Source organism: uncultured Dechloromonas sp. (assembly GCF_945957265.1).
Lineage (GTDB): Bacteria > Pseudomonadota > Gammaproteobacteria > Burkholderiales > Rhodocyclaceae > Azonexus.
The window spans coordinates 1-24,273 of sequence record NZ_CAMFKO010000025.1; the positions used below are offsets into that span (position 1 = coordinate 1).

Here is a 24,273-nt window from a genome sequence, read left to right on the forward strand (position 1 = left end):
TCATGCTCATCTTGACGTTGGCCAGATCAACGCCCGTGCCGTCCGCCTTCACGCGAACCTTGACGTTGTAGTCGATAACCCGTTTTACGGGGACCAGAATCTTCACAAGCCTTCTCCTTTTACTCGGTTAGATTTTGTATAACCTGCATCGCCTGTTTGACAGACGTTGACTCAATCAGCACAATGACCATACTGTGTCGTATGGAAAAGCATACGGTAGCGTATGGAAAACAAACCTGTCAAGTCCACCGCCATTAAACCACCAACTCGCGCCCGCCGCACCGGCGCCGAGCCACGCACGCAACTCGACCCGGCCGCCTGGGTAGACGCGGCAATCGACGTCTTCGCCCGCGACGGGGTGACCGGCTTGCGCGTCGAGGTGCTGGCCAAGCATTGCGGCGTCACCAAGGGCAGCTTTTATTGGCATTTCAAGGACCGCCAGGCCCTGCTCGATGCCGTCCTCGCCCGCTGGAAGGAAGGCCGCATCCGCGATATCGAGAAGACGACGGCGATGATGCAGGGCGACCCGCGCGACCAGTTGCATTACGTCATCGAAGTCTATGGCGCCAACCGCAACCGCAAGGGCATGTCGATCGAACTGGCGGTGCGCGACTGGGCCCGGCACGATATCAAGGCTGCCGCCGTCGTCGAGGAAGTCGATCTCTACCGGCTCGAATGCACCCGCAAGCTCTTCGTCAATTCCGGCATGAGCGACGCCGAGGCCAAGAGCCGCAGCCTGTTGCTCTACGCTTGCGTGTTTGGCCTGTCGCTGATGCACTACACGCATTTCGACGACAACCTGTCGGACCTCAAGCAGCGAATCGCCGAACGAATCGTTTCCAGCTAGCCGAAGCAGGCACCGCTCGCCGGCGTGTCGGCCAACCGGCGTTCCCACGACCTGAGGTCGGCCGCCAGCTGATCGACCGCCTCGCTCAGGGCGCCGACGCCGCCCCGGGCATCTTGCGTCACCGCCGCCTTTTCAAGATTGACCGGCAATTCGGCAAGCTGGCGGCGCGACCGGTCAAGCAGCACCACCCTGCCCTGCACGACACCGCGACTCGCGTCCGGCGCGGAAAAGACCTGGCTGAACTCGCCAATCTCGACACGCATCAGGCAACGCGCCTGCCCCTGCCCCGAAGGCGACAAACGCAGCTGTTGCGACAGGCGTTGCTGCAGCATCTGGGCCGGCGGACCGGCCCAGCGCGCCCGGGCATATTCGCGCAAACGCGCCGCATCGATGTAGGCCAGGCGATAGTCGATGCCCATGGTGTCGAACCACAGCGGCGCCCTGACCTCCAGCGCCAGGGGCACCCGACGCTGGGCCACCAGCGCCTCGGCCGGGGACGGCCCGAAATCATAGATCGCCAGCGGCGCATCGCCCCCCCGCTTGCCGGAGGTAAAGCAGCCGGCAAGCAGCAGGCAGCACACCAGGCCGAGCAGTGTCTTCATCTCACTGCCCTCCCGTCGGATTGAAGCCGGCCTCACCGGGCCCGGGCGACTGCGACGGCGCGCCAAACACCAGTCCCTGCGGCGTGTCCTCGAGTATGCGCAGAACCCGGCTCAATTGCCGCGAAGTCAGCGAGAAATCCTGGGCCAGCTCGTTCAGGCGGGGCATCAGCGCCGAGGTGCCGCCGGCCGATGCGTCGCCGATGGCGACATCCAGCTTGTCGGTCGCCACCTGCATCTTGCCGATCAGGAGCCGCGTGTCGGCCAGCAGCGGGCCGACCTCGCCGGCCGCTTGCGAGAAATGCTTGATATTGCGGTCATCGAGGACTTTCCTGACCTGCACCAGCGTGGCATTGAGGTTTTCCAGCGCCGGCTTCAAATTGGCCGAAGCGCCTTCCAGATTGGCCAATGTCGCCGTCAGGTGCGCCCTGTTCTCTTCGTTGAGCACCGAATTGGCGCTCTGCATCAGCGCCTTGGCCTGCTTCAGCGTTGCCGCCCCGGTCTCGCCCAATTCGTCGAACAGCGACGGAATCATGGCGATACGCGGCGGCGACTCGTCGTTGGGTTCGAGCGGCGTATTGTCCTTGCCGGTTTCCAGCAACAGGATGTGCGCCAGCCCGGTCACCCCCTGGTAGTTCAGCTTGGCGACCGTGCCGGCGGTCAGCGGCACGCTTTCGGTGACCGAGATGGTGACCAGGATGTTGCTGTAGTCGTCGGGGTCGAGGCGGATATCGCTGACCTTGCCGACCCGGATGCCGCGGTAGCGAACCTGGGCCTGCGGATTGAGGCCGCCGATGTTCTGCTTGGTGACGACGATGTAGTCATGCGTCTCGTCGCGGCTCCCGCCCAGCCAATAGAGCGCGAGGATGGCCGCCAGCCCCAGCAACAGGGCGAAGAGTCCGGCGGCGAAGGCATGCGACTTGTTTTCCATGAGCCGTAATTAAAGCAGCTTCCGGCGGTCTGCGCCAAAAAAGCCGGTCACGAAGGGGTGATCGATGGTCATGATCTCGGCGCGCGTGCCGTAGGCGATGATGTGATGATCGGCCAGGATGGCGACATGGCTGGCCAGGCCGGCCAGCGTGTTCAGATCGTGGGTGACCATGACCACCGTCAGGCCCAGTTCGCGCTGCAGTTCCCCGATCAGCTCGACAAAGTTCTGGCTGCGATCCGGATCGAGTCCGGCCGTCGGCTCGTCGAGCAACAGCAACTCCGGCTCGAGGGCCAGCGCGCGCGCCAGCGCAACGCGCTTCACCATGCCGCCGGACAGTTCGGCCGGCATCAACTTGCCATGCGCGGCCCCCAGGCCGACCATGGCCAGCTTGAGATGCACCAGGCGCCGAATCCAGTCCTCGTCGAGACAGCGCAACTCGCGCAGGGGAAAGGCGATGTTGTCGTACACCGACAAGGCCGAGAACAAGGCGCCGTGCTGGAAAAGCATGCCCAGGCGGCGCCGGATATTGCGCTGCGCACGGATATCCGGATCGTTCAGATCGACGCCGAACAAACGGACCACGCCCGCATCCGGCCGATGCAAGCCGAGGATCTCGCGCAGCAGGGTCGTCTTTCCGCTTCCCGAACCGCCCAGCAGGCCGACGATCTGCCCCTCCTTGACGCGCAGGCCGAGGTCGCGATGGACCGTGTTGCCACGGAAACTCGTGCTCACCCCATCCAGTTCGATGACCGTTGGCCGGTTCATAGCTGCGGCACGCCGATCTGCCGGGTAAATACGGCAAAAATGGCGTCGACCAGGATCACGGTGGTAATCGCCGTGACCACGGCGCTCGTCGTGTTGGCCGAGAGGCTCTCGGTATTGGGCTTGACGTGCAGGCCGAAATGGCAGGCGACGAGTGCGATGACGAAGCCGAACACGAAGCCCTTGCCCAGCCCGATGTAGAGGTTGCTGACCGGCACGACGCGCGGCAGGTTCTCGAGAAAATAGACCAGCGACAAGTCCAGTTGCAGCAGCGCCGCCAGCATGCCGCCAAACATGGCCACCGCCGACGTCCACAGCACCAGCAGCGGCATGGCCACGGTCAATCCGGCGATTTTGGGGAGCACGACGCGAATGCTCCGCGAAATGCCCATGGTCGACAGCGCGTCGATTTCCTCGGTCACCCGCATCACGCCGATCTGCGCCGTCATCGCCGAGCCGGAGCGCCCGGCGACGAGCACGGCAACCAGTACCGGGCCGAGCTCGCGGATGATCGAAATGCCCAGGATATTCACGATGAACAGGTCGGCACCGAAGCTCTTCAACTGCAGGGCCGACAGGTAGCTGATGGTCACCCCGATCAGGAAACCGACCAGCGCGGTCATCGGCAAGGCCAGCGCTCCGGCCTTGTAGACGTTGGCGGTGAACTCGCGCCAGGGAATATCCCTCGGGTGCCGCAGCAGGAAGACGGTATCGAGGAGCAACTGCCCGAACAGGGCGATCATGCCGCGCAGGTTGGCCGCAGCCTTGAGCAGGTAACGCCCGATGAACTCCGGCAAATGCACGCGCGCCACCGGCGGCGGCGGCATTTCCTGGGGCAGCTCGGCCACCCGCTCGACAATGCGCCGGTGGATGTCGCCGATTTCCAGGCAAGCCGGCCACTTCGCCTGCCAGGCGCGCCACAGCAAGACGGCAGCGGCGCTGTCCAGGCGGGTCAGCGCCGACAAATCCCATTGCCGATTCCCTTCCGTCGCCGCTGCCAGCCCGGCCTGCAGCTCGGCCAGCCTTGGCAGCATCTCCGCCAAGGTCCATGCGCCGGACAACACCACCTTCCCCGGCTCGACATGCAAGCTGGGGCGGTCGCTCACGCGGATTTCCTCGCCGGCTTGGATTTCAGGGCGTATTCCCGGCCCATCGCCTTCCAGACTGCGGCTTCCTCGCCGAATGCCGCCGCCGTCCAGGGATTGGCCGCCAGCCAGTCGGCAGGCAGGTCGAGCTGGTAACCGCCGGCCGTGCGCTCGACGCGCCAGGCCGGCAAAGGACGGTCGTCGCGCGTGCGGTGCAGGAGCACGGCCAGGCGCAGGGCAAAGATCAGGTTCCAGGCGCTGTCCGAAGCCGGCATGCCCCCCAGCTTCTCCAGCTTGCCGCGGTGCCCCAGCACCAGCATGGCGAGCCGCGCCTGGTCCTTTTTCGAGAAGCCCGGCATGTCGGCATAGGTCAGGATGTAGGCGCCGTGCTTGTGATAGGCGTTATGCGCCACCGAAATGCCGATTTCGTGCAAGCGGCAAGCCCAGGTCAGGAACTGGACATCCGGCTCCGCGGGCTCCCCGTTGGAAGCCTGCCTCAAGGCCGACAAGGCGGTCGCCTCGACCCGCTCGACCTGGTCGCCTTCGACCTGGTAGCGACGACGGAACTGCTTCACCGTCGCATCGCGCATGTCGTGATGATGGAAACGTCCGAGCAGGTCGTAGAGGACGCCGAGACGCAGCGCGCCGTCGGCATAGGTCATCCGCTCGATGCCCAGCTCCTCGAAGATGGCCGACATGATGGCCACGCCGCCCGGGAAAACGGGCAGACGGTCGCCCTTGATGCCCGGGAGGTCTAGGGCTTCCGCCGAGCCGGCCTTGATGAGCAGCGCGCAGAGCCGGTCCAGCCCGACCCGGGTGATGCCGCTTTCGCCGTTCGGATTGAGCCCGTTGAGTTCGAGGACGTCGGCAATCGCGCGCGCCGAGCCCGAGGAGCCGACCGCCTCCTTCCAGCCCATGCGCTGGTAGTCATGGGCGATCAGTTCGATTTCCTTGGCCGCCGCCACCTGGGCTTCCCGCAGGCGCTTCTTGTCGATCCGGCGATCCGGAAAGAAACGCAGGGTGTAGCTGACGCAGCCCATGTACAGCGATTCCATCAGCTGCGGCTCGTGCCGCTTGCCGATGATGAACTCGGTCGATCCGCCGCCGATGTCGACGACCAGGCGCTTGTGCGACGCCGACGGCATGGAGTGCGAGGCGCCGATGTAGATCAGCCGCGCTTCCTCGCGCCCGGCGATGATTTCGATCGGGAAGCCCAGCGCCTCCTCGGCCAGCGGCAGAAATTCGACGGCATTCTTGGCGACACGCAGCGTATTGGTCGCCACGGCACGCACCGCACCGCCATCCAGCCCGCGCAAACGTTCGCCGAAACGGCGCAAGCCATCCAGTGCCCGGGCCTGCGAGGCCGCATCCAGGCGCTTGTCCGGCATCAGCCCGGAGGCCAGGCGTACCGGCTCCTTCATCGAGTCCAGGGTGTAGATCTGGTCATCGACCACGCGCCCGACTTGCAGGCGGAAACTGTTTGAACCCAGGTCGACGGCGGCGACGGTTTCGTAAATCATCGGAGAAAACGGCAGGTTGCTAGGATTGGCGGGGATTCTACCACCCGCGACAGATGGCCATTCTTACCGTTCCGCAATAAAAAGCCCGCCGACTTTCATCGGCGGGCTTTGGCGAACGCAGGCGGCGAAACTTAGCTGGCCAGCGCGTTCCGGATCTGCTCCAGGGTGGACGGATCCTCGATGGTGGTCAGATCGCCGGGATCGCGGCCTTCGGCCAGCGCCTGCAGCGAACGGCGGAGCATCTTGCCCGAACGGGTCTTCGGCAGGCCGGTCACGAAGTGCACGCGGGCCGGACGCGCAATGGCGCCGAGGATGCCGTCGACCGTCGCGAACACCTCCTTCTCCAGCGCCTTGACCATCTCCGGCGTGGCTACCTTGGAAGCATCCTTGACGACCGCGAAGGCCATCGGCATCTGCCCCTTCAGCTTGTCTTCGACGCCGACCACGGCCACTTCGGCGACGGCCGGGTGGTTCTGGATCGCTTCCTCGATTTCGCGGGTGCCGAGGCGGTGGCCGGCCACGTTGATGACGTCGTCGGTACGGCCGAGGATGGTGAAGTAGCCGTCTTCATCCTTGATCGCCCAGTCGTAGGAGGAATAAACCAGCGGGTCCTTGAACAGCGTGAAGTAGGTGCTGACGAAACGATCGTCCTGCCCCCAGACGGTGGACAGGCAGCCCGGCGGCAGCGGCGGCACGACGGCGGCGATGCCCTTTTCGTTGGCGCCGCAGATCGAGCCGTCCTCGCGGAAGATCTGCAGGTTGTAGCCATAGACCGGGAAGGACGGCGAACCGAACTTGATCGGGGTCTTCTCGACGCCGTGCAGCGCGGCCAGCATCGGCCAGCCGGTTTCGGTCTGCCAGTAGTTGTCGATGACCGGCTTCTGCAGTTCGTTCTGGAACCACTCGTGCGTCGGCTGGTCGAGCGGCTCGCCGGCCATGAAGATGTGCTTCAGCGAAGACAGGTCGTACTTGTGCATGTACGCCGGGTCCTGCTTCTTCAGCACGCGGGCGGCGGTCGGTGCGGAGAACATGACGTTGACCTTGTACTTCTCGACGATCTGCCACCAGATGCCCGGATCCGGGCGCAGCGGCGTGCCTTCGTACATGATGGTCGCCATGCCGGCGATCAGCGGGCCGTAGATGATGTAGGAGTGGCCGACCACCCAGCCGATGTCGGAGGTCGAGAAGTAGGTTTCGCCTTCGCCGCCGCAGTAGATGTGCTTCATCGACGAAGCCAGGGCCACGGCATAGCCGCCGGTGTCGCGCTGCACGCCCTTCGGCTTGCCGGTGGTGCCCGAGGTGTACAGGATGTAGGACGGTTCCGAAGACTCAAGCCATTCGCACTCGACCTTGGCATCCATGTTCTGGGCGCGCAGGGTGGCGTAATCGACGTCGCGGCCGTCGACCTTGTTGAAGCCCTTGTCCAGGCCACGGTCGATCATCAGCACCTTGGCCGGCTTGTGTTCGGCGATCTCGATGGCTTCGTCGAGCAGGTGCTTGTACGGCACGGCCTTGCCGCCGCGCATGCCGGCGTCGGACGACACGATCAGCGTCGGCTTGGCGTCGTCGATGCGGGTCGCCAGGGAGCCCGAGGCAAAGCCGCCGAACACCACCGAGTGAATGGCCCCGATGCGGGTTGCCGCGAAAATCGCGAAAGCGGCCTGGGCAATCATCGGCATGTAGATCAGGACGCGATCGCCCTTCTTGACGCCGAGGCTCTTGTAGATGGCCGCCATGCGCTCGACTTCGCGCTGCAGCTCGGCGAAGGTGTAGACCTTCTCCTCGTCCGTTTCGGTGGAGATGTAGATCAGGGCACGATCGTTCGGACGCTTGGCGGCGTGGCGATCGATCGCGTTGTAGCACAGGTTGGTCTTGCCGCCGACGAACCACTTCGCGAAGGGCGGCCTGGAATAGTCGCAAACCTGGGTGAACGGCTCTTTCCAGTCGATGAGCCGGGCCTGCTCGGTCCAGAACTCATCCGGCTTTTCGATGGAATACTGGTGAAACTCCTTGTACGTCGCCATAAGATCCCTCTTCAAAAGATTTTCCTGCACTGCTAAATACCGAACGGACTAGTTTTTGTGAGATTTCCGTTCGCTTAAAAGGCGTTCAATCTCCGCCAGCGGCAGAGCCAAGCCCAATTCCTTCTCCATCAGCCGCAGCAGCGGCATCAGTCTTTCGCCCAGCGCCGGCAGATGTGGCACCACCGGCTCAAACCGGTTGGCCGCCAGCAACTCCAGCGCATGGTTGATCGAGATCGGACGCGTCGCCGGCAGGACGCCGCCCGATTCGGTGCGATTCCCACCCTCACCCATCGCCCGGCGCATGCGCTCGCCGGCCAGGTCGAGCAGCGCTGCGGCCGAGGCCAGCGGGTCCGTCGGCATGCTGGCCAGACCGATGCTCACGGTCAGCGCGACGGTTTGGCCGCTGATCGTCAGCTTGGCCATTTCGACGGCCTCGCGCACGCGCTCGGAAAACGTGGCGCAAAAAGCCGGGGCGGTCCCCGGCGACACGATGGCGAACTGCCCCTGGCCGAAATGCCCCAGGCTGTCTTCGTGCCGCATCTTGCCGGCCAGCATCTTGGCGAAGCGATTGCAGATCTCTTCGGCCACCTGCAGTCCGAAACGCTGACAAAGGCCATCGAAATCGTCGAACCCGAGGACCATGGCGCTGACGTCGACCCCGTGCCGGGTGGCGTGCGAGAGTGCCTGCGCCATCTGCATTTCCAGATATTTACGTGTAAACAATCCGCTCACCGGATCCTGAACCAGGCGCTCGCGATCGGCCTCGATGTTTTCCTGGGCGCGGGTCAGGCTAAGCAAGTTGTTCAAACGGGTCAGCAGTTCCGCACCGCCCGCCCCCTTGGTGACGAAATCCGAAACCCCCAGGGCCTTGGCCTTGAGACGCTCTTCTTCCGTTTCCTCCCCGGAAACCAGGATGAAGGGCAGTTGCTGCAGCCGCCTGAGCTTCGATGTCCGCAGCCGCTCCAGCAGCTCGTATCCGTTCAGCTTGGGCATTTGCAAATCAGAAATCACCGCCTTGATCGAATGATCGACCACCAGGGTTTGCCATGCCGCTTCGCCGTCACACTCCTCCCGGACCTCGTAATTCGCCTTCAGGTGATGGATGAGCGACACCCTGACCACCCGTGAATCATCGACGATCAGGATGTGCGGCAGATCGGCCATGTCAGCCCCCTGCGATATCCACGACAACGCGCCCCTTGGCGCGCCCGGCGATGTATTCGTCGAACATGGCCGGCAAGGCAGCAAACGGAATCCGCCGCGACATCGCCTCGAGATGCGGCGGGCGCAAGTCGGTCGCCAGGCGTTGCCAGACGCCGCTGCGATACGGCTCGCGGATATAGCCGGAATCGACGCCGAGCAAGGAAACCCCGCGCAGGATGAAGGGCATCACCGTGGTGTTCAGCGCATGGCTGGCGGCCAGGCCGATGCTGGCAATCGTCCCGCCCTGCACCATGGTGCTGGCGATCCAGGCCAGCACGTCGCCGCCCAGATTGTCGACCGCCCCCGCCCAGCGCCCGCGATCGAGCGGACGGATCTTCGTCAGGTCGATGCTCTGGCGCATCAGCACCTCCGCAGCGCCCAGGCTGAGCAGATAGTCCCTTTCGCTTTCCTTCCCGGTCAGGGCAACGACGTGGTAGCCGGCCCTGGCCAGCATATCGACCGCCAGGCTGCCGACCCCGCCGGTGGCGCCGGTCACGATGACCGGCCCCTTCTCGGGACGGAGACCGTTTTCCTCCATGCGCACGATGCCGAGGGCCGCGGTAAATCCGGCCGTCCCCAGCGCCATGGCGTCGTACAGCGACAAGCCGGCCGGCAGGGGCACCACCCAGTCGCCCGGCACGCGGGCCAGTTCGGCATAGCCGCCATGATGGGCGACGCCGATGTCGAAACTGGTGGCGATCACCGGATCGCCGGGCTTGAAGCGCGCATCGTCGCTGGCGACGACGGTCCCCGACAAGTCGATGCCACCGACGCACGGAAAGCGACGAATGATCTTGCCGGCACCGGTCGCCGCCAGGGCATCCTTGTAATTGATGCTCGAGTAGGCCACGCGGATCGTCACTTCGCCGGCATCCAGCTGGCTTTCGTTCATCTGGACGAAGCTGTTGCCGACCTTCCCGTCGCGCTCCTCAATCAACAGTGCCTTGAAAGAATCCATTGCTCTCCTCACTCCTTGGAAAATAAATTGTATTCATAATTATGGAGTATGAACATAGTCGTACCCCTCGATTTTTTCAGCGCCTTTACAGCGCCCGGTTTTTCAAATACATTTCAGGGCTATGCATAAAGTACTGGCCTCCCTGCTTCTGTCGGTTTCGCTGCTCGTCAGCGGGATCGGGGCGTCCACCGCTGCCGAGCAAGTCCGCAAGGATGAACAGCCGTCGTTTCTGGAACGTTACACCAACGCCGCACAGGATGTCATTCTGCAAGGCCTGAAGCTGGTCGGCGTCCGCTACCGCCTCGGCGGCAACAACGAGGACAGCGGCCTGGACTGCAGCGGCTTCGTCCGCCTCGTGTTCAAGGACAGCATCGGCGCCTCCCTGCCGCGCACCGCCAAGGAAATGAGCGAGGTCGGCCAGCAGATCGACGCCAGCCAGCTGAAACCGGGCGACCTGGTGTTCTTCAACACCATGCGCCGCACCTTCTCGCATGTCGGCATCTATCTCGGCGACAACCACTTCATGCACGCCCCGCGCACCGGCGCCGAAGTCCGCGTCGAAAGCATGGACAGCAGCTACTGGGTCCAGCGCTACAACGGCGCCCGACGGATTCTCGAAGGCAACTGATCGATCAAGCGGCTTGCAAGCCGCTTTTTTTACGCCAACTTTCGATAACCATTCTCATTTACACCTTACATTCCTGACGGTAAACTGACGGGATGTCCAAACCACACTGGAGTTGCTCGATGAAACTGAAATTCGGTCTAGTTGCCGCCGCTGTCCTGTCGCTGATGAATGCCGCCACGGCCGAGGAAAAAGTCCTCAACCTGTATTCCGCCCGCCACTACCAGACCGACGAGGCGCTCTACAGCAACTTCACGCAACAGACCGGCATCAAGATCAACCGGATCGAAGGCAAGGAAGAGGAACTGCTCGAGCGCCTCAAGAACGAAGGCGCCAACAGCCCGGCCGACGTCTTCCTGACCGTCGATGCGGCCCGCCTGGCCAAGGCCCACGAACTGAGCCTGTTCGCCCCGGTCGCCTCGAAAACACTGGAAACCCGCATCCCGGCCCACCTCCGCACCGAGGACTGGTTCTCCTTCTCGACGCGCGCCCGCGTCATCGTCTTCAACAAGACCCAACTCAAGGCGGAAGACGTCCAGAACTACGCCGACCTGGCCAATCCCAAGCTGAAGGGCAAGCTCTGTTCACGCTCCGGCTCGCACCCCTACAACCTGTCGCTGATGGCGTCGATCATTGCCCACCAGGGCGAAGCCAAGGCCGAGGAAGTGGCCCGCGGCATGGTCGCCAACTTCGCCCGCGCCCCCAAGGGTGGCGACACCGACCAGATCAAGGCGGTGGCCGCCGGCGAATGCGGCGTGACCATCTCGAACACCTACTACGTGGCCCGCCTGCTGCGTTCGACCAAGCCGGAAGAAATCAAGCTGATGGAGAAGGTCGGCATCGTCTGGCCCGATCAGAATGGCAGCGGCGCCCACATCAACGTTTCCGGCGGCGGCATGCTGAAGAACGCGCCGAACAAGGCGGCTGCCGTCAAGTTCCTCGAGTACCTGGCATCCGACCAGGCGCAGCGCTACTTTGCCGACGGCAACAACGAATGGCCGGTCGTGGAAAGCGTCAAGGTCGCCAACCCGGCCCTCGAATCGATGGGCAAGTTCAAGGCCGACAAGCTGCCGGTCAAGAACCTGGCGATGTACCAGACCAAGGCCCAGATCATTTTCGATCGCGCCGGCTTCAAGTAAGACCTCGTCAAGCTCCGGGGAATTCCCTACAATCCGACTCCTCAAAGGCGTTTGATTGATGACAGAAAAAGGACTTCCCCCGAGCAAGCTGATCCGTGCCATACGCGCCGCTCGCCTGAGCGGCGTTGTCATTGCACTGGATGACGGCGCCGACCTCGAAGAGGTCGACGTTCATGGACATGGCGGCCTGCCGCTGCGCACGGCCTGCTTCGAAGGCAACCTGGCCATCGTGCGGGAATTGCTGATCCGCGGCGCCGACCCGAATGCCAGCGCCGCCGACGGGGTCGGCGCCCCGCTCCGCCTCGCCTTGAGACGCGGGCATCACGAAATTGCCGCCGTATTGATCCAGGAAGGGGCCCGCCCGCCCGCCGGCCTGACGATTCCGCAGGACGTTCTGGGCATCAGGAGCGCCCCCCTGCCCGGAGCAGCCGTCGTGCCCACGCTGCCCGACACGCCGCCGGCCGACAACCTCATCGAATTCACGCCAAGCCAGCTGTCGTTCCACAAGCCGGGAACAGCCGCCCCTACGTCAGCCGAAGCCTTTGGCACCGCCACCAATGCCATCTCCGCCGACCTGCTCTTTCTGGACGCAGACGAAATCCCGCCCATTTCCTGGGAGTCGCCGTTCGCTAAGCAATAGGCCGCAGGGCCGCTGAAGGAGTCCGTCCGCTACGGACGGCGGGCGGCCGATATCTGCCGCGACAAGGCGATCAACGGCAGCAAGCCGACCACGACAATCGCCAGGGCTGCCGTCGATGCTTCGGCCAGCCGTTCGTCGGAGGCCAGCGTATAGGCCTGGGTCGCCAGGGTATCGAAATTGAAGGGGCGCATCACCAGCGTCGCCGGCAATTCCTTCATGACATCCACGAAGACCAGCAGCCCTGCCGTCAGCAGGCTGCCGCGCAGCATCGGCACATGCACGCGGCGCATCGTCTCGCCCTGCCCCAGGCCGAGGCTGCGCGCCGCATCGTCCATGTTCGGCGTGATCTTGCCCAGGCTGGACTCCACCGTATGCAGCGCCACCGCCAGGAAACGCACGAGATAGGCATAGATCAGCGCCGCGATGCCGCCGGTCAGCAGCAAGCCGGGGTTATGGCCGAACCATGCCTGCCACTGCCCGGCCAGCCAGTTGTCGAGGCGGGTTACCGGGATCAGCACGCCGACCGCGATCACCGCGCCGGGAACGGCATAACCCAGGCCGACCAGACGATTCAGGCCGGTCGCCAGCGCACCTTTCGAAAGACGCGCCCCGTAGGCGAGCAGCAAGGCCAGCAATACGCCGATCGCCGCCGTCGCCCCGGCCAGCACGAAACTATTGCGCGACAGCATCAGGAAACGCTCACCGAACTGGGCATCGCCCTCGGTCAAGGCCATCTTGAGCAGGAGCCCGGCCGGCACCAGGAAGCCCAGCAACAGCGGCAAGGCGCAGCCGACGACCGCCAGGGCGGCGGAGAAGCCCTGCAAGCGCGCCCCGGCCATCGGGCGGTTGCGCCCCGTCGTGTTGTGGTAGCGCGCCCGCCCCCGGGATATCCGCTCGGCCATCAGCAGGAAGAGCACGAAAGCCAGCAGCATGGCGGCCAGTTGCGCGGCGGCGATGCGATCGCCCAGCGAGAACCAGGCGCGGTAGATGCCGGTGGTGAAGGTATTGACCGCAAAGTAGGCCACCGTGCCGTAGTCGGCCAGCGTCTCCATCAGCGCCAGCGCCACGCCGGCGACGATGGCCGGGCGCGCCAGCGGCAGCGACACTGCGAAGAAGGCGCGCCACGGCCCCATGCCCAGCGTCCGCGCCGCCTCCAGCATGCCGCTGGCGCGCTCGAGGAAAGCCGTCCGCGCCAGCAGGTAAACGTAGGGGTAGAGCACGCAGACGAACATCAGCATCGCCCCGGGCAGGGTGCGGATGTCCGGGAACCAGTAGTCGCCGTGCTCCCAGCCGAAGGTGTCGCGCAGGAAAGTCTGCACCGGCCCGACGAACTGCAGGAAATCGGTATAGACGTAAGCCATCACGTAGGCCGGCACGGCGAGCGGCAGCACCAGCGCCCACTCGAAAAAGCGCCGCCCCGGGAATTCGTGCATCGCCGTCAGCCAGGCGGTCGTCACGCCCAATGTCCCGACGCCGAGGCCGACGCCCAGGCAGAGCCACAGCGAATTGACGATGTAATCCGGCAGCACCGTCGAGGCGAGGTGCGCCCAGGTTTCGCTCGTCCCGCCGGCAAACAGGTTGAGTCCCACGCTGGCAACCGGCAGGCCGGCCAGCAGGGCGACCGCGAGGCCGACGATCAACAGGGGAGAGTAAGAGGCGATGCGCATGCTTGTGAATGCGAATTATAATCGACCGCTATGGCTCAACTTGAACTAAATGGCGTCGTTCAGCGCTATGGCGCCCATACCGTCGTCGATGGCGTCGACTTCCGTCTCGAGGCCGGCAGCATCGCCTGCCTGCTCGGGCCGTCGGGCTGCGGCAAGACGACGCTGCTGCGCTGCATCGCGGGCTTCGAGGAAATCGCCGATGGCGAAATCCGGCTGCACGGCGAGGTGGTCAGCCAGGCCGGCCGGTCCACGCCGCCTGAGAAGCGCCGCATCGGCATGGTCTTTCAGGACTACGCCCTCTTCCCGCACCTGACCGTCGAGCAGAATGTCGCCTTCGGACTGGGCCGCAAGCCGGCCGAGGACGCCCACCTGCGCGTCCGCCAGCTGCTCGCCACGGTCGGCCTGCACGGCCAGGGAAACAAATACCCGCACGAACTCTCCGGCGGCCAGCAGCAGCGGGTCGCCCTGGCCCGCGCGCTGGCCCCCCGCCCCAACCTGATCCTGCTCGACGAGCCCTTCTCCAACCTCGACGTCGGCCTGCGCGAGCGGCTCTCGGTCGAGGTGCGCGAAATCCTCAAGCGCGAAGGCTCGACCGCCATCATGGTCACCCACGACCAGCACGAGGCCTTCGCCATGGCCGACGAGATCGGCATCATGTACGAAGGGCGCATCCAGCAATGGGATGTGCCGTACAACCTCTACCACCGGCCGGCCAACCGCTTCGTCGCCGATTTCGTCGGCCAGGGCGTGCTGCTGCCCGGGGTCGTCGCCGGCGGCACCAATGTCGACATGGAACTCGGCCAGCTGGTTTCCGACATCCCGGTCGAATGCAGCGAGACCTGCGCCAACTGCGCCGACGGCTGCGATGTCGACGTGCTGCTCAGGCCCGACGACGTGGTCCATGACGACCGCAGCCCCCTGCAGGCCGAAGTGCTGCACAAGGCCTTCCGCGGTGCCGACATCCTGTACACCCTGCGCCTGGCCAGCGGCGCCGAGGTGCTGTCGCTGGTTCCCTCGCACCACAATCATGCCCTGGGTGAAAAAATCGGCATCCGCCTCGATGCCGACCACGTGATCGCCTTCAAGAAACAGTCGCACCACGATCACGCGTGATCCCGTACCTCAGCCCGTTCGACGCTTTCCCGCCCGTCGAATCGGCACGCCAGGACATGGACGGCCTGCTCGCCATCGGCGGCAGCCTGGACCCCGAACGGATACTCGATGCCTACCGGCGCGGCATTTTCCCCTGGGGCACGGTCGAAGGGCACCCCTTGTGGTACAGCCCCGACCCGCGCATGGTGCTTTTCCCGGCAGAGTTCCGCCTGACCCGCTCGCTCGACAAGGCCGTCCGGCGCGGGCGCTTCACCGTCCGTTTCGACGGCGACTTCCGCGCGGTCATCGCGCAGTGCGCCAAAACGCCGCGCCCCGGCCAGAACGGCACCTGGATCAGCGACGACATGTTCGCCGCCTATTCCCGCCTGCACGAACTTGGCTGGGCCCACTCGGTCGAAACCTACGAGGGAGACACCCTGGTCGGCGGCCTGTACGGGCTGGCCATCGGCCGCATGTTCTACGGCGAGTCGATGTTCTCCCACCGGACCGACGCATCGAAGGTCGCCTTTGCTCATCTGGTGCGTTATCTTGTTGCCAACCAATTCGGGATGATTGACTGCCAGATGTACACCGATCACCTCGCCTCGCTCGGCGGCCGGGAGATTCCGCGCCAGGACTTCCAGCACCGGCTCGCCGCGCTGATCGCCGCGGGCAGCCCGCGTTCGGCCTGGACAACCGAGCAATAGCCATGGCCCAGCCCGACGACGCCGAACTGCCCTTCTCCTTGCTGCTCTACTACGCAACCTCGCCCTATCCGTGCAGTTACCTGCCGGACCGCGAAGCCCGCTCGCAAGTCGCCACCCCCGCCCACCTGATCGACGGCGAAATCTATAGTTCGCTCGTTCGTGCCGGCTTCCGGCGCAGCGGCATCTTCACTTACCGCCCGCATTGCGACCATTGCCGTGCCTGCATTCCGGTCCGCCTGCCGGTCGCCGACCTCGAACCCAACCGCAGCCAGCGCCGGGCCATGAAGCGCCACGCCAACCTGCGGGCGCGCGAACTGCCGCTGTTTTACGACGAAGAGCACTACGCCCTCTACAACCGCTACCAGCAGTCCCGCCACCCGGGCGGCGGCATGGACGAGGACAGCCACGAGCAGTACGCCCAGTTCCTGCTGCAAAGCCGCGTCGACACGCGGCTGATCGAGTTCCGCGACGAACAGGCGATCCGCATGGTGAGCCTGATCGATGTGCTCGACGACGGACTCTCCTCGGTCTACACCTTCTACGACCCGGATGTCCCGGCGGCCAGCTACGGCACCTACAACATCCTCTGGCAGGCCGCCCAGACCAAGACGCTCGGCCTGCCCTACCTGTACCTCGGCTACTGGATTGCCGAAAGCCGCAAGATGGCCTACAAAGCCGCCTTCCGACCCATCGAAGGCCTCATCGAAGGCCGCTGGACAACGCTTCCCGAACTCGACCGCGCATGAAAATCCCTGCCCTGCTGCTCCTTCTTGTCGCCTGCTCCGCCCACGCCGCCGACGACCGCCTCCCCTACGCCTGCGACAACGGCAGTCGCCTGGAGATCGGCTTTAGCGCCGATGCCGAGGGCCGCGCGCTCGCCACCCTGCATTTCGCCGACGAGGCGGTGGCGCTGCCGCAAGTCCCCGCCGCCTCCGGCGTGCTCTACCGCCGCGGCGAGATCCGTCTGCACACCAAGGGCGACGACGCCGTGCTCGAGGACGGCAAGGGCAACCTGCGCCGCTGCACGCGCGGCGCCGTGCCGCCGCCTTCGCCGGCAAGCGCTCCCGCCGGCACGCCCGCAGCCGCCAGCAGCTTCATCGAGATCGGCGGCACGGTCAGCTACCTGGCGCGGATCGCCCTGCCGCCCAACGCCATCCTCACCATCCGGGTCCAGGACATCGCCCGGGCCGGCGCACCGGCCCGCGTCCTGGTCGAGCAGCGCTACGAACTGAACGGTGCCCAGGTGCCCATCCCCTTCTCGGCCACCATCGACCGCGACCTGCTCGACAACAAGGCCCGCCTCTCGGTCAGCGCCCGCATCGAACACCGGGGCAAGCTGCGCTTCATCAGCGACCGGGTTTATTCCCCGCTCAAGGATGGCCAGCCGGTGCCGGTCGACATCGTCCTCAAACCCGTCGCCACAACGGCGCGCTGACCCATGCGCCGCCTGCTCGCCGTCATGGCGCTCGCCATGCCGCTCCTGGCCCACGCCCAGACCGTCGCCTGCCACCTGGCCTACGGCGGCGAAACGCAGCTTATCGAAGCCTCCCCCGAGAACGCCCCCTACGCCGGAGCGCCGACCGCCATCGGCTCCTTCTTCCTGTTCCGCATCGTCTTCGTGCGCGAACCGGCCGATCTCGCCCGCATCAACCTCTACGTCCACGCCGACCTCGGCGAAGCGCCGATTCCGCTGCAGCACGCCAGCCACCCCGTCCCGGTGCGCAACCAGGAGCGCTACGGCTTCACCGGCCTGCAGCGCATCTACGAACCCAAGCGCGAAAGCGAGCTGCAATACTGGTGCGAACTCCGCGAAACGGCCCGCCGATGAAACACCCGCACCTGACTGCCCTGCTCGCCGCCGGCTGGCTGGCCACCGCCCACGCCGAACCGCTGACCCTGATCTTTGCCGGCGACATCATGCTCGCCGACGGCCCCGGCCGCGTCATCGCCGCCGGCGGCGATCCGCTCGCCCATGTCGCCCCCATCCTCGAGGCCGCCGATTACCGCATCGGCAACCTCGAATGCGCGGTTGCCGACGGCGGACAGGCCCAGCCCTCGAAACTGTGGTCCTTCCGCGCCGCACCGCAAACCCTGAAAGTGCTCAAGGGCCGCTTCGACGCCGTCTCGCTCGCCAACAACCACTCCGGCGACTACGGCCAGGCCGCCTTCGTCGAAACCACGCAACACCTTGACGCCGCCGGCATCGCCCGCTTCGGCGGCGGCCGCGACCTGGACGAGGCCCACCGCCCGCTGTGGATCGAGAAAAAGGGCTTGAAGATCGCCGTGCTCGGCTACAACGAATACAAGCCGCGCCGCTTCGAGGCCGGACCGCAAACCCCCGGCATCGCCTGGAGCGAGGACGAACAGGTGATCGCCGACATTCGCGCCGCCAAGGCCGCCGGCGCCGACCACGTGATCCCCTTCATGCACTGGGGCTGGGAAAGGAACACGCAGCCCGACGAGCGCCAGAAAAGCTTCGCCCGCCGGCTGATCGACGAAGGCGCCAGCCTGGTCGTCGGCAGCCACCCGCATGTCACCCAGGGCGCCGAGATCTACCGCGGCAAGCCCATCGTCTACAGTCTCGGCAACTTCGTCTTCGACGGCTTCGACTACGAAAACGGCCGCCGGGGCTGGCTGCTACGCCTGCACATCGACCGCGAAGGCGTGCAGCACTGGGAAACCCTCGCCGCCCACATCGATGCCGACGGCACGCCCCACCCCGCCCCCGGCCTCGCCACGCCCTGCGGCAGCCGGGGTGAAACAGCAGTGGCGCAATGCATCAATCCTTAGGAGCCCGCATGGATACCCGCTACCTCGACGACCTGGCTCCCGGCCAGCGTTTCACCTCGCCCGGCCTGACGCTGACCGAAGCCGAGATCATCGACTTCGCCTGGCGCTACGATCCGCAGGCATTCCATCTCGACGCCAATGCGGCGGCCGGTTCGCCGTACGGCGGGCTGGTCGCCAGCGGCTTCCAGAGCCTGGCCATCTGCTTCCGGCTGTTCATCCAGTCCGGCGTGCTGGCCGAGTCGAGCATGGGGTCGCCGGGGATCGACGAGTTGCGCTGGCTGGCGCCGGTCCGGCCGGGCGACACCCTGCACAGCGAAATCGAGGTACTCGAAGTGCGCCCGTCAAGCTCGAAGCCGGATCGCGGCATCGCCCGCCTGAAATACCACGCGCTCAATCAGCGCGGCGAAACCGTACTCTCCTTCATCGTCAATCACTTGCTGCGCCGCAGGACGGGCTAAGCGCCCCTCCCGCAGCCGGGCCGCCGTTCAGGCACTGGGCAGCTGCGTGAAATCCGTGAAGTTGCCGCTGCCGATGGATACATTGATCCGTTCGACCCGGGCATGGGCGGGGCCGCGCTGCGCCCAGGCAAGCAGCTTGAGGACCGCCTCCTCCTCGCCGGCCAGCATGGCTTCGACATCGCCGCTGCCGAGATTGCGAACCCAGCCGTTGACACCCAGAAGGCGGGCCTGCTCGAGCATCGACCAGCGATAACCGACACCTTGCACCCGTCCCTCGATGAGCAGATGACGCGCGATGTTCCCCATGTCCTTCCCTCCTTTTGCCGCCAGATTCGCCAATGGAATCATTATATTAGGGAATAACGAAACTGCGACAGATCAAGGATTGTCCAATAGACTACCGGAACAATGACTTCCTCGACACAAGTGCCACGCCCATGAAAAAACTGCTTCCCATCCTGTTCGCCGCGTTCGTCAGCGCGCCGGCGGTCAGCCAGCCCACCAGCTACGACCGGCCGATCCACGATGCGGCGCGGACCGGTACCGGCGCCGAGGTCGGCAAGCTGCTCAAGGCCGACCCCAAGCAGCGCGACGTACGCACCGAACTCGGCTCGACGCCGCTGCACCTGGCGGCGATGAATCCGGACACCAGCGCGCTGAAGGTGCTGATCGCCGCCAAGGCCGATCCCAACGCCCGCGACAACGACGGCGCGACGCCGCTGCACATGGCGGCCTACGGCAGCCGCACGACGCACACGCAACTGCTGCTCGAAGCCGGCGCCGATCCGCTGGCCAAGACGGACAACGGCCGCGATGCCGGCTCCATGGCGCGCAAGGTCAAGGCCGACGAGACCGCCGGCATCATTTCCCTGTGGATACTGAAGGGCTGCAAGGCGGGCAAGCCATGCTGAAGCGCCTCGCCCTGCTCCTCGCGCTGCTATGCACCCAGGTCACCGCCGCCCAGCCCCTGCCGGTCATCGAGGTCTACACGCCGACGGTCTGCCTGGCCTGCATCGAATGGGCCGAACACCTGCGCCAGAACGGCTTCACCGTGAAAGTGACGCAGACGGACGACATGGAGGCCGTCAAACGCCGCCTGAAAGTGCCGCGCGACCTGGAGGCCGTGCCGACCGGCACGGTCGCCGGCTATTTCATCGAAGGCCATGTCCACGCCGACCAGATCAAGGAGCTGCTCGCCGAGAAGCCGAAGGCGCTGGGCCTGGCGGTTCCCGGTCTGCCGCTCGGCGCGCCCGGCCGCGAATTCTCCAGCCCGACCTGCGAAACGGCCTGCACCATGCTGGAAAAGGACAGCGCCGCCGCCCCCCGCGTACGGCGCGAGTTCTACGAAACCCTGCTGGTGAAAAAGGACGGCAAGACGTCGATCTACGCCCGGCACTGAACCCGCTCCCCGGGAGGCCGCCTGGCCGGGCGCATGACGAAATGCTTTATCACCCCGGAAATTTCAGAGTAGAATCGCCGCAGTTTTAGGTGCCTGACCTCACCCTCGTGGGGCAGGTGAAACGGGAAGCCGGTGACCCTGCGCAAGCAGACAGTCCGGCGCAGCCCCCGCTGCTGTAGGCCTGACGATGCCACCCTACGCCACTGTGCACATCGCATGGGAAGGCCGGTGGAGAAGATTGAAGGCAAGCCAGAAGACCGGCCTGAAACCAGTGTCGTGCCATTTCTCCGGGGTAAAGGGAAAGGTTCTGTTGGCTTGCCGTTGCATATCCATTCCGGATGCACACCGCCCTCCGTCCCGCATCCGTCATATCCCCGTTGGCCTATTTCGATGTCTGCTGCGGGATGAATCATGCACATCATGGAAGGTTTTTTGCCGGTCGAGCATGCCGTGGGCTGGAGCCTGGCGGCCGCGCCTTTCGTCGCCTACGGCATCCATTCGGTCAATCGCCGGCTGCGTGAGCACCCGGAACTGCGCATGCTGCTCGGCGTCGCCGCGGCCTTTTCCTTCATCCTTTCCGCCCTGAAGCTGCCGTCGCTGACCGGCAGTTCGTCGCACCCGACCGGCACCGGGCTGGGCGCCATCCTCTTCGGGCCGGCGGCGATGGCGCCGATCGGCTTCGTCGTCCTGCTCTTCCAGGCCCTGCTGCTGGCCCATGGCGGCCTGACCACGCTGGGCGCCAATCTCTTCTCGCTGGCCGTCGTCGGTCCCTTCGTCGCGGCCGGCGTCTTCCGGCTGACCACCGCCTGCCGCGCCTCCGCGAGCGTCGGCGTCTTTCTCGCCGCCTGCCTGGCCGACCTGGCGACCTACCTGACCACCGCCGGCCAGCTGGCTTTCGCCTTCCCCGACCCGGTCGGCGGTTTTGCCGCCGCCTTCGCCAAGTTTGCCGGCATTTTCGCACTCACCCAGATTCCCCTGGCGATCAGCGAAGGGTTGCTCACCGTGCTCATCTACAACGCCCTGCGCCGCTTCAATGCGCAGGAACTGCTGGTGCTGCGCCAGCCCCGCCGCGAGGCCGGGGCATGAAGCGGCGTACCGTCCTGTTGCTGCTGGCCGTCGCGCTGCTCACGGCGCTGCCCTTGTGGCTGGTGCACAAACCCGCCCCGGGCGGCGAACTGTTCGGCGGCTCCGATGCTCAGGGGCAGCAGGCCATCGTCAAACTCGCCCCCGACTACCGGCCCTGGTTCGAATCCCTGCTGACGCCGCCGGGCAAGGAGATCGAGTCGCTGCTGTTCGCGCTGCAGGCGGCGCTGGGCGCCGGCATCATCGGCTACTGGCTGGGGGTGTCGGTGACCCGCGAGAAGTTCCGGCGGGCCGCCGAAAAGGATCGCCATGCACCTTGAGCACGCCGCCTGCGTCAGCCGCTGGCGGCCGGTATCGCCGGCAGCCAAGGGGCTGTTCGCGCTGGCCGGGCTGATTGCCGCGTTTGCCGCACCGACGCCGGGCGGCGCGCTGGCGGTTGCCGGCCTGCTGGTTGCCGTGGCCTTCCTGGCCGCCGGCATCCCCGTCCCGACCTATCTGCGGGCGGCGGCGGCGCCCCTCGTCTTTCTCGCCCTGAGCAGCCTGTCGCTCGCCTTGTCGCTGGGCGGCGCCGAAGCCGGCGGGCTGGCCCTGGCCGGCGCCCCCGATGGCGGGGCGCAGCTCGGGCAGGTGGGCAGCCGCTCGCTGGCCGGGCTCGCCGCCCTGCTGCTGCTCGTGCTGACGACGCCGCTGCCCGACCTGATCGCCCTGCTCCGTCGCCTGAAAACCCCGGCGCTGCTGCTCGACCTGATGGTGCTCGGCTACCGCCTGCTGTCGGTTTTCTCGACCGCAGTGCATGACACCCTGACCGCGCAGACGGCGCGTCTCGGCTATGCCACGCGCCGCCGGGCCTGGCGTTCGCTGGCCGGGCTGGTCGCCAACCTGGCCGTCCAGGTCTGGCAGCGCGCCCAGGCGCTGCATGTCGCGGCGCAGGCCCGCAACAACGACGGGCCGCTGCGCTTCATGGCGCGAACCTTTCCGCACGCCCGGCGCGACAGCCTGCTGGCGCTCGCCGCCGGGGCCTTGCTCATCGCGATAGGGCAACTGGCATGACGGCGGCGCGCGGCGACATCCTGCTCCAATTCGACCAGGTGGCCTATCGCTACGCCGACGGCAACCCCGGGCTGGACGGCTGCTCGCTGGCCATCCTGCGCGGCAGCCGCAATGCGCTGCTCGGCGCCAACGGATCGGGCAAGACGACCCTGTTCCAGCACGCCAACGGCTTGCTGCGGCCGTCCGCCGGGACGGTGCGCTACGCCGGACTGGCGGTCGACTACGGACGCGCGGGATTGCGCGATTTGCGCAGTCGGGTCGGCATGCTCTTCCAGAACCCGGACCGCCAGCTGTTCTCGGCCAGCGTCGCCGAGGACGTTTCCTTCGGCCCGCTCAACCTCGGCCTCGACGACGCCACCGTGCGCCGGCGCGTCGCCGCTGCCCTGGCCGCCGTCGGGCTGGCCGACAGCGGCGAACGGCCGGTGCATCAGCTCAGCTTCGGGCAGAAAAAGCGCGTCTGCATCGCCGGCGTGCTGGCCATGCACCCCGAGCTGCTGGTGCTCGACGAACCCAAGGCCGGGCTCGACCCGGCCATGCAGGCCGACCTGCTGGCGATTCTCGACGACCTGCACGGGCAGGGCATGAGCATCCTGCTGTCCACGCACGATGTCGATTTCGCCTACCGCTGGGCCGAGCATATTCACATCATGGCCGCCGGACGTTGCGTGGCGAGCTTTCCGGCCGGCGAACTGCCGCACCGGAGCGCCGAACTGGCCGCCGCCGGCTTGCCGCTGCCGGCCGTGATCCCGCTGCACGCCCGGCTCGCCGCGCAGGGCCTGGTCCCTGCCGAGCCGCCGCCCCGCTCCACCGATGCCCTGCTGGCGATGCTGCCCGGGGCGCTTCAACCCGAGGAAAACCCATGCACGATTGCCTGAACCACGCTGCCTCTTGCCGGAGCGCCATCCGATGAGCGGGAAAATCTGGTTTGTCGGCGCCGGCCCCGGCGACCCCGACCTGATCACCGTCAAGGGGCGCAAGCTGCTCGAGGAAGCCGGAGCGGTGCTCTTCGCCGGTTCGCTGGTCGACCAGGCGGCGACGCTGTTCGCGCCCGAGGGCTGCGAGATCCGCGACTCCAAGGACATGACGCTGGAAGAAATGACCGACTGGCTGATCGCCGCCGCCGAGAAACACGAAACGGTGGTCCGCCTGCAAACCGGCGACCCCGGCCTGTACGGCGCGCTGATCGAGATGACGCGGCCGCTGACCGCCGCCTGCATCGAATGGGCGGTGGTGCCCGGCGTTTCCTCGGCCATGGCCTCGCTGGCCGCCGCCGGCGAAACGCTGACCCTGCCGGAAGTGACGCAGACGGTGATCCTCACCCGCGTCGCCGGCCGCACGCCGATGCCGCCGGGCGAGGAGCTGGAAGCCCTGGCCGCGCACAAGACGACGCTGTGCATCTACCTGTCGATCACCCTGCTGCACAAGGTCCAGGAGGCGCTGCTCACCGCCGGCTGGAGCGAGGATGCGCCCATCCTCGTGGTGCAGAAGGCGAGCTGGCCGGGTGAGGAAAAAATCGTGCGCGGCACGATCAAGGACATCAAGCGGAAATGCCAGGACGAGAAGATCGCCAGCCAGGCCATGATCGTCGCCAGCCCAACCCTGGGCGCCGCCGACTGGCCCGACCTGATCCGCTCCAAGCTCTACGACCCGAGCTTCGGGCACCGCTTCCGCAAGGCAAGCCCGAACACCTGACC

28 protein-coding genes, 1 pseudogene and 1 riboswitch are annotated in these 24,273 nt (G+C 65.9%); of the genes and pseudogenes, 18 read left to right on the forward strand and 11 right to left on the reverse strand.

All coding sequences use genetic code 11. From position 1 onward, the window contains the following. A pseudogene (locus tag Q0P59_RS13265) lies at positions 1-106 on the reverse strand (electron transfer flavoprotein subunit beta/FixA family protein); the annotation flags it as partial. Positions 107-223: 117 nt separating this feature from the next. On the opposite strand from Q0P59_RS13265, the gene Q0P59_RS13270 reads away from it, so the two are divergent. Further along, on the forward strand, positions 224-847 hold the full coding sequence (locus tag Q0P59_RS13270) for a TetR/AcrR family transcriptional regulator (protein ID WP_295007002.1): 624 nt from the start codon (positions 224-226) through the stop codon (positions 845-847). Here the strand turns inward: Q0P59_RS13270 and Q0P59_RS13275 are convergent. The 8 genes from Q0P59_RS13275 to Q0P59_RS13310 all read right to left on the reverse strand — a co-directional run bounded on the left by Q0P59_RS13275 (position 844) and on the right by Q0P59_RS13310 (position 9,929). After that, positions 844-1,449, reverse strand: coding sequence for an ABC-type transport auxiliary lipoprotein family protein (locus Q0P59_RS13275; RefSeq protein ID WP_295007004.1), 606 nt, complete (start codon positions 1,447-1,449; stop codon positions 844-846). The two genes, Q0P59_RS13270 and Q0P59_RS13275, sit on opposite strands and share 4 nt — an antisense overlap. 1 nt (position 1,450) lies before the next feature. Further along, the gene (locus Q0P59_RS13280) at positions 1,451-2,377 is read right to left on the reverse strand and encodes an MlaD family protein (protein ID WP_295007006.1); all 927 of its coding nucleotides are present in this window, start codon (positions 2,375-2,377) and stop codon (positions 1,451-1,453) included. A gap of 9 nt (positions 2,378-2,386) precedes the next feature. Further along, positions 2,387-3,142: an ATP-binding cassette domain-containing protein gene (locus Q0P59_RS13285; RefSeq protein WP_295007008.1), complete on the reverse strand. Its 756-nt coding sequence runs from the start codon at positions 3,140-3,142 to the stop codon at positions 2,387-2,389. Continuing rightward, the gene (locus Q0P59_RS13290) at positions 3,139-4,245 is read right to left on the reverse strand and encodes an ABC transporter permease (RefSeq protein ID WP_295007010.1); all 1,107 of its coding nucleotides are present in this window, start codon (positions 4,243-4,245) and stop codon (positions 3,139-3,141) included. The genes Q0P59_RS13285 and Q0P59_RS13290 overlap by 4 nt, the downstream gene beginning before the upstream one ends. Further along, positions 4,242-5,744 carry an exopolyphosphatase gene (gene ppx, locus Q0P59_RS13295; protein ID WP_295007012.1) on the reverse strand — a complete coding sequence of 501 codons (1,503 nt, stop codon included), beginning with the start codon at positions 5,742-5,744 and terminating at the stop codon, positions 4,242-4,244. The genes Q0P59_RS13290 and ppx overlap by 4 nt, the downstream gene beginning before the upstream one ends. Positions 5,745-5,875: 131 nt before the next feature. Next, entirely contained in the window at positions 5,876-7,768 is a 1,893-nt protein-coding gene (locus Q0P59_RS13300) for a propionate--CoA ligase (RefSeq protein ID WP_295007014.1), read from the reverse strand. A gap of 48 nt (positions 7,769-7,816) precedes the next feature. Beyond that, positions 7,817-8,932 (reverse strand): diguanylate cyclase, encoded by a 1,116-nt coding sequence (locus Q0P59_RS13305; protein WP_295007017.1) that lies wholly within the window; start codon positions 8,930-8,932, stop codon positions 7,817-7,819. A 1-nt stretch (position 8,933) separates the two neighbouring features. Next, positions 8,934-9,929, reverse strand: a complete 996-nt coding sequence (locus Q0P59_RS13310) for an oxidoreductase (RefSeq protein WP_295007019.1) — start codon at positions 9,927-9,929, stop codon at positions 8,934-8,936. A gap of 121 nt (positions 9,930-10,050) precedes the next feature. On the opposite strand from Q0P59_RS13310, the gene Q0P59_RS13315 reads away from it, so the two are divergent. From Q0P59_RS13315 to Q0P59_RS13325, 3 genes are all read left to right on the forward strand, one after another. Beyond that, positions 10,051-10,557 carry a C40 family peptidase gene (locus Q0P59_RS13315; protein ID WP_295007021.1) on the forward strand — a complete coding sequence of 169 codons (507 nt, stop codon included), beginning with the start codon at positions 10,051-10,053 and terminating at the stop codon, positions 10,555-10,557. Between the two features lie 119 nt (positions 10,558-10,676). Then, a complete protein-coding gene (locus Q0P59_RS13320) occupies positions 10,677-11,693 on the forward strand; it encodes a Fe(3+) ABC transporter substrate-binding protein (RefSeq protein WP_295007023.1) in 1,017 nt (338 codons plus the stop codon). 58 nt (positions 11,694-11,751) lie between these two features. Further along, entirely contained in the window at positions 11,752-12,333 is a 582-nt protein-coding gene (locus tag Q0P59_RS13325) for an ankyrin repeat domain-containing protein (RefSeq protein WP_295007025.1), read from the forward strand. A 29-nt stretch (positions 12,334-12,362) separates the two neighbouring features. Here the strand turns inward: Q0P59_RS13325 and Q0P59_RS13330 are convergent, their stop codons facing one another. After that, positions 12,363-14,000, reverse strand: a complete 1,638-nt coding sequence (locus Q0P59_RS13330; protein WP_295007027.1) for an iron ABC transporter permease — start codon at positions 13,998-14,000, stop codon at positions 12,363-12,365. Between the two features lie 30 nt (positions 14,001-14,030). Between Q0P59_RS13330 and Q0P59_RS13335 the strand changes: the two genes are divergently transcribed. The 7 genes from Q0P59_RS13335 to Q0P59_RS13365 are packed head-to-tail and all read left to right on the forward strand — an operon-like array spanning position 14,031 to position 19,047. Continuing rightward, positions 14,031-15,113, forward strand: coding sequence for an ABC transporter ATP-binding protein (locus Q0P59_RS13335; RefSeq protein WP_295007029.1), 1,083 nt, complete (start codon positions 14,031-14,033; stop codon positions 15,111-15,113). Then, a complete protein-coding gene (aat, locus tag Q0P59_RS13340) occupies positions 15,110-15,799 on the forward strand; it encodes a leucyl/phenylalanyl-tRNA--protein transferase (RefSeq protein ID WP_295007031.1) in 690 nt (229 codons plus the stop codon). Before Q0P59_RS13335 ends, aat begins: the two co-directional genes overlap by 4 nt. 2 nt (positions 15,800-15,801) lie before the next feature. Beyond that, a complete protein-coding gene (locus tag Q0P59_RS13345; protein WP_295007033.1) occupies positions 15,802-16,545 on the forward strand; it encodes an arginyltransferase in 744 nt (247 codons plus the stop codon). Continuing rightward, positions 16,542-17,234: a YbaY family lipoprotein gene (locus Q0P59_RS13350; protein ID WP_295007036.1), complete on the forward strand. Its 693-nt coding sequence runs from the start codon at positions 16,542-16,544 to the stop codon at positions 17,232-17,234. Before Q0P59_RS13345 ends, Q0P59_RS13350 begins: the two co-directional genes overlap by 4 nt. Before the next feature lie 3 nt (positions 17,235-17,237). Next, complete coding sequence (locus Q0P59_RS13355) at positions 17,238-17,627, forward strand: hypothetical protein (RefSeq protein WP_295007037.1); 390 nt, start codon at positions 17,238-17,240, stop codon at positions 17,625-17,627. Next, on the forward strand, positions 17,624-18,589 hold the full coding sequence (locus Q0P59_RS13360; protein ID WP_295007039.1) for a CapA family protein: 966 nt from the start codon (positions 17,624-17,626) through the stop codon (positions 18,587-18,589). Before Q0P59_RS13355 ends, Q0P59_RS13360 begins: the two co-directional genes overlap by 4 nt. A gap of 8 nt (positions 18,590-18,597) precedes the next feature. Continuing rightward, positions 18,598-19,047, forward strand: a complete 450-nt coding sequence (locus tag Q0P59_RS13365; protein WP_295007041.1) for a MaoC family dehydratase — start codon at positions 18,598-18,600, stop codon at positions 19,045-19,047. 27 nt (positions 19,048-19,074) lie between these two features. On the opposite strand, the gene Q0P59_RS13370 is transcribed toward Q0P59_RS13365, so the two are convergent. Continuing rightward, positions 19,075-19,353, reverse strand: a complete 279-nt coding sequence (locus Q0P59_RS13370) for an acylphosphatase (protein ID WP_295007044.1) — start codon at positions 19,351-19,353, stop codon at positions 19,075-19,077. Between the two features lie 131 nt (positions 19,354-19,484). Between Q0P59_RS13370 and Q0P59_RS13375 the strand changes: the two genes are divergently transcribed. The 7 genes from Q0P59_RS13375 (at position 19,485) to cobM (ending at position 24,271) form a co-directional block, all read left to right on the forward strand. Next, positions 19,485-19,958 (forward strand): ankyrin repeat domain-containing protein, encoded by a 474-nt coding sequence (locus tag Q0P59_RS13375; protein WP_295007046.1) that lies wholly within the window; start codon positions 19,485-19,487, stop codon positions 19,956-19,958. Further along, positions 19,952-20,446 carry a DUF411 domain-containing protein gene (locus Q0P59_RS13380; protein ID WP_295007048.1) on the forward strand — a complete coding sequence of 165 codons (495 nt, stop codon included), beginning with the start codon at positions 19,952-19,954 and terminating at the stop codon, positions 20,444-20,446. Before Q0P59_RS13375 ends, Q0P59_RS13380 begins: the two co-directional genes overlap by 7 nt. A gap of 70 nt (positions 20,447-20,516) precedes the next feature. Beyond that, positions 20,517-20,727, forward strand: a riboswitch (cobalamin riboswitch). A gap of 130 nt (positions 20,728-20,857) precedes the next feature. Then, positions 20,858-21,532: an energy-coupling factor ABC transporter permease gene (locus Q0P59_RS13385; RefSeq protein ID WP_295007050.1), complete on the forward strand. Its 675-nt coding sequence runs from the start codon at positions 20,858-20,860 to the stop codon at positions 21,530-21,532. Next, a complete protein-coding gene (locus Q0P59_RS13390) occupies positions 21,529-21,849 on the forward strand; it encodes an energy-coupling factor ABC transporter substrate-binding protein (RefSeq protein ID WP_295007052.1) in 321 nt (106 codons plus the stop codon). Before Q0P59_RS13385 ends, Q0P59_RS13390 begins: the two co-directional genes overlap by 4 nt. Next, positions 21,839-22,579 (forward strand): cobalt ECF transporter T component CbiQ, encoded by a 741-nt coding sequence (cbiQ, locus tag Q0P59_RS13395; protein ID WP_295007055.1) that lies wholly within the window; start codon positions 21,839-21,841, stop codon positions 22,577-22,579. The genes Q0P59_RS13390 and cbiQ overlap by 11 nt, the downstream gene beginning before the upstream one ends. Further along, positions 22,576-23,454 carry an ABC transporter ATP-binding protein gene (locus Q0P59_RS13400; protein WP_295007057.1) on the forward strand — a complete coding sequence of 293 codons (879 nt, stop codon included), beginning with the start codon at positions 22,576-22,578 and terminating at the stop codon, positions 23,452-23,454. Before cbiQ ends, Q0P59_RS13400 begins: the two co-directional genes overlap by 4 nt. A gap of 31 nt (positions 23,455-23,485) precedes the next feature. Continuing rightward, on the forward strand, positions 23,486-24,271 hold the full coding sequence (gene cobM, locus Q0P59_RS13405; RefSeq protein ID WP_295007059.1) for a precorrin-4 C(11)-methyltransferase: 786 nt from the start codon (positions 23,486-23,488) through the stop codon (positions 24,269-24,271). Positions 24,272-24,273: the final 2 nt, after the last annotated feature.

Bases quoted from the DNA above. Each gene is read 5' to 3' on its own strand.
- Q0P59_RS13270 (WP_295007002.1), top strand. From the start codon at position 224: ATGGAAAACAAACCTGTCAAGTCCACCGCCATTAAACCACCAACTCGC.
- Q0P59_RS13275 (WP_295007004.1), bottom strand. From the start codon at position 1,449: ATGAAGACACTGCTCGGCCTGGTGTGCTGCCTGCTGCTTGCCGGCTGC.
- Q0P59_RS13280 (WP_295007006.1), bottom strand. From the start codon at position 2,377: ATGGAAAACAAGTCGCATGCCTTCGCCGCCGGACTCTTCGCCCTGTTG.
- Q0P59_RS13285 (WP_295007008.1), bottom strand. From the start codon at position 3,142: ATGAACCGGCCAACGGTCATCGAACTGGATGGGGTGAGCACGAGTTTC.
- ppx (WP_295007012.1), bottom strand. From the start codon at position 5,744: ATGATTTACGAAACCGTCGCCGCCGTCGACCTGGGTTCAAACAGTTTC.
- Q0P59_RS13300 (WP_295007014.1), bottom strand. From the start codon at position 7,768: ATGGCGACGTACAAGGAGTTTCACCAGTATTCCATCGAAAAGCCGGAT.
- Q0P59_RS13305 (WP_295007017.1), bottom strand. From the start codon at position 8,932: ATGGCCGATCTGCCGCACATCCTGATCGTCGATGATTCACGGGTGGTC.
- Q0P59_RS13310 (WP_295007019.1), bottom strand. From the start codon at position 9,929: ATGGATTCTTTCAAGGCACTGTTGATTGAGGAGCGCGACGGGAAGGTC.
- Q0P59_RS13315 (WP_295007021.1), top strand. From the start codon at position 10,051: ATGCATAAAGTACTGGCCTCCCTGCTTCTGTCGGTTTCGCTGCTCGTC.
- Q0P59_RS13320 (WP_295007023.1), top strand. From the start codon at position 10,677: ATGAAACTGAAATTCGGTCTAGTTGCCGCCGCTGTCCTGTCGCTGATG.
- Q0P59_RS13325 (WP_295007025.1), top strand. From the start codon at position 11,752: ATGACAGAAAAAGGACTTCCCCCGAGCAAGCTGATCCGTGCCATACGC.
- Q0P59_RS13330 (WP_295007027.1), bottom strand. From the start codon at position 14,000: ATGCGCATCGCCTCTTACTCTCCCCTGTTGATCGTCGGCCTCGCGGTC.
- Q0P59_RS13335 (WP_295007029.1), top strand. From the start codon at position 14,031: ATGGCTCAACTTGAACTAAATGGCGTCGTTCAGCGCTATGGCGCCCAT.
- Q0P59_RS13345 (WP_295007033.1), top strand. From the start codon at position 15,802: ATGGCCCAGCCCGACGACGCCGAACTGCCCTTCTCCTTGCTGCTCTAC.
- Q0P59_RS13350 (WP_295007036.1), top strand. From the start codon at position 16,542: ATGAAAATCCCTGCCCTGCTGCTCCTTCTTGTCGCCTGCTCCGCCCAC.
- Q0P59_RS13355 (WP_295007037.1), top strand. From the start codon at position 17,238: ATGCGCCGCCTGCTCGCCGTCATGGCGCTCGCCATGCCGCTCCTGGCC.
- Q0P59_RS13360 (WP_295007039.1), top strand. From the start codon at position 17,624: ATGAAACACCCGCACCTGACTGCCCTGCTCGCCGCCGGCTGGCTGGCC.
- Q0P59_RS13365 (WP_295007041.1), top strand. From the start codon at position 18,598: ATGGATACCCGCTACCTCGACGACCTGGCTCCCGGCCAGCGTTTCACC.
- Q0P59_RS13370 (WP_295007044.1), bottom strand. From the start codon at position 19,353: ATGGGGAACATCGCGCGTCATCTGCTCATCGAGGGACGGGTGCAAGGT.
- Q0P59_RS13375 (WP_295007046.1), top strand. From the start codon at position 19,485: ATGAAAAAACTGCTTCCCATCCTGTTCGCCGCGTTCGTCAGCGCGCCG.
- Q0P59_RS13380 (WP_295007048.1), top strand. From the start codon at position 19,952: ATGCTGAAGCGCCTCGCCCTGCTCCTCGCGCTGCTATGCACCCAGGTC.
- Q0P59_RS13385 (WP_295007050.1), top strand. From the start codon at position 20,858: ATGCACATCATGGAAGGTTTTTTGCCGGTCGAGCATGCCGTGGGCTGG.
- Q0P59_RS13390 (WP_295007052.1), top strand. From the start codon at position 21,529: ATGAAGCGGCGTACCGTCCTGTTGCTGCTGGCCGTCGCGCTGCTCACG.
- cbiQ (WP_295007055.1), top strand. From the start codon at position 21,839: ATGCACCTTGAGCACGCCGCCTGCGTCAGCCGCTGGCGGCCGGTATCG.
- Q0P59_RS13400 (WP_295007057.1), top strand. From the start codon at position 22,576: ATGACGGCGGCGCGCGGCGACATCCTGCTCCAATTCGACCAGGTGGCC.
- cobM (WP_295007059.1), top strand. From the start codon at position 23,486: ATGAGCGGGAAAATCTGGTTTGTCGGCGCCGGCCCCGGCGACCCCGAC.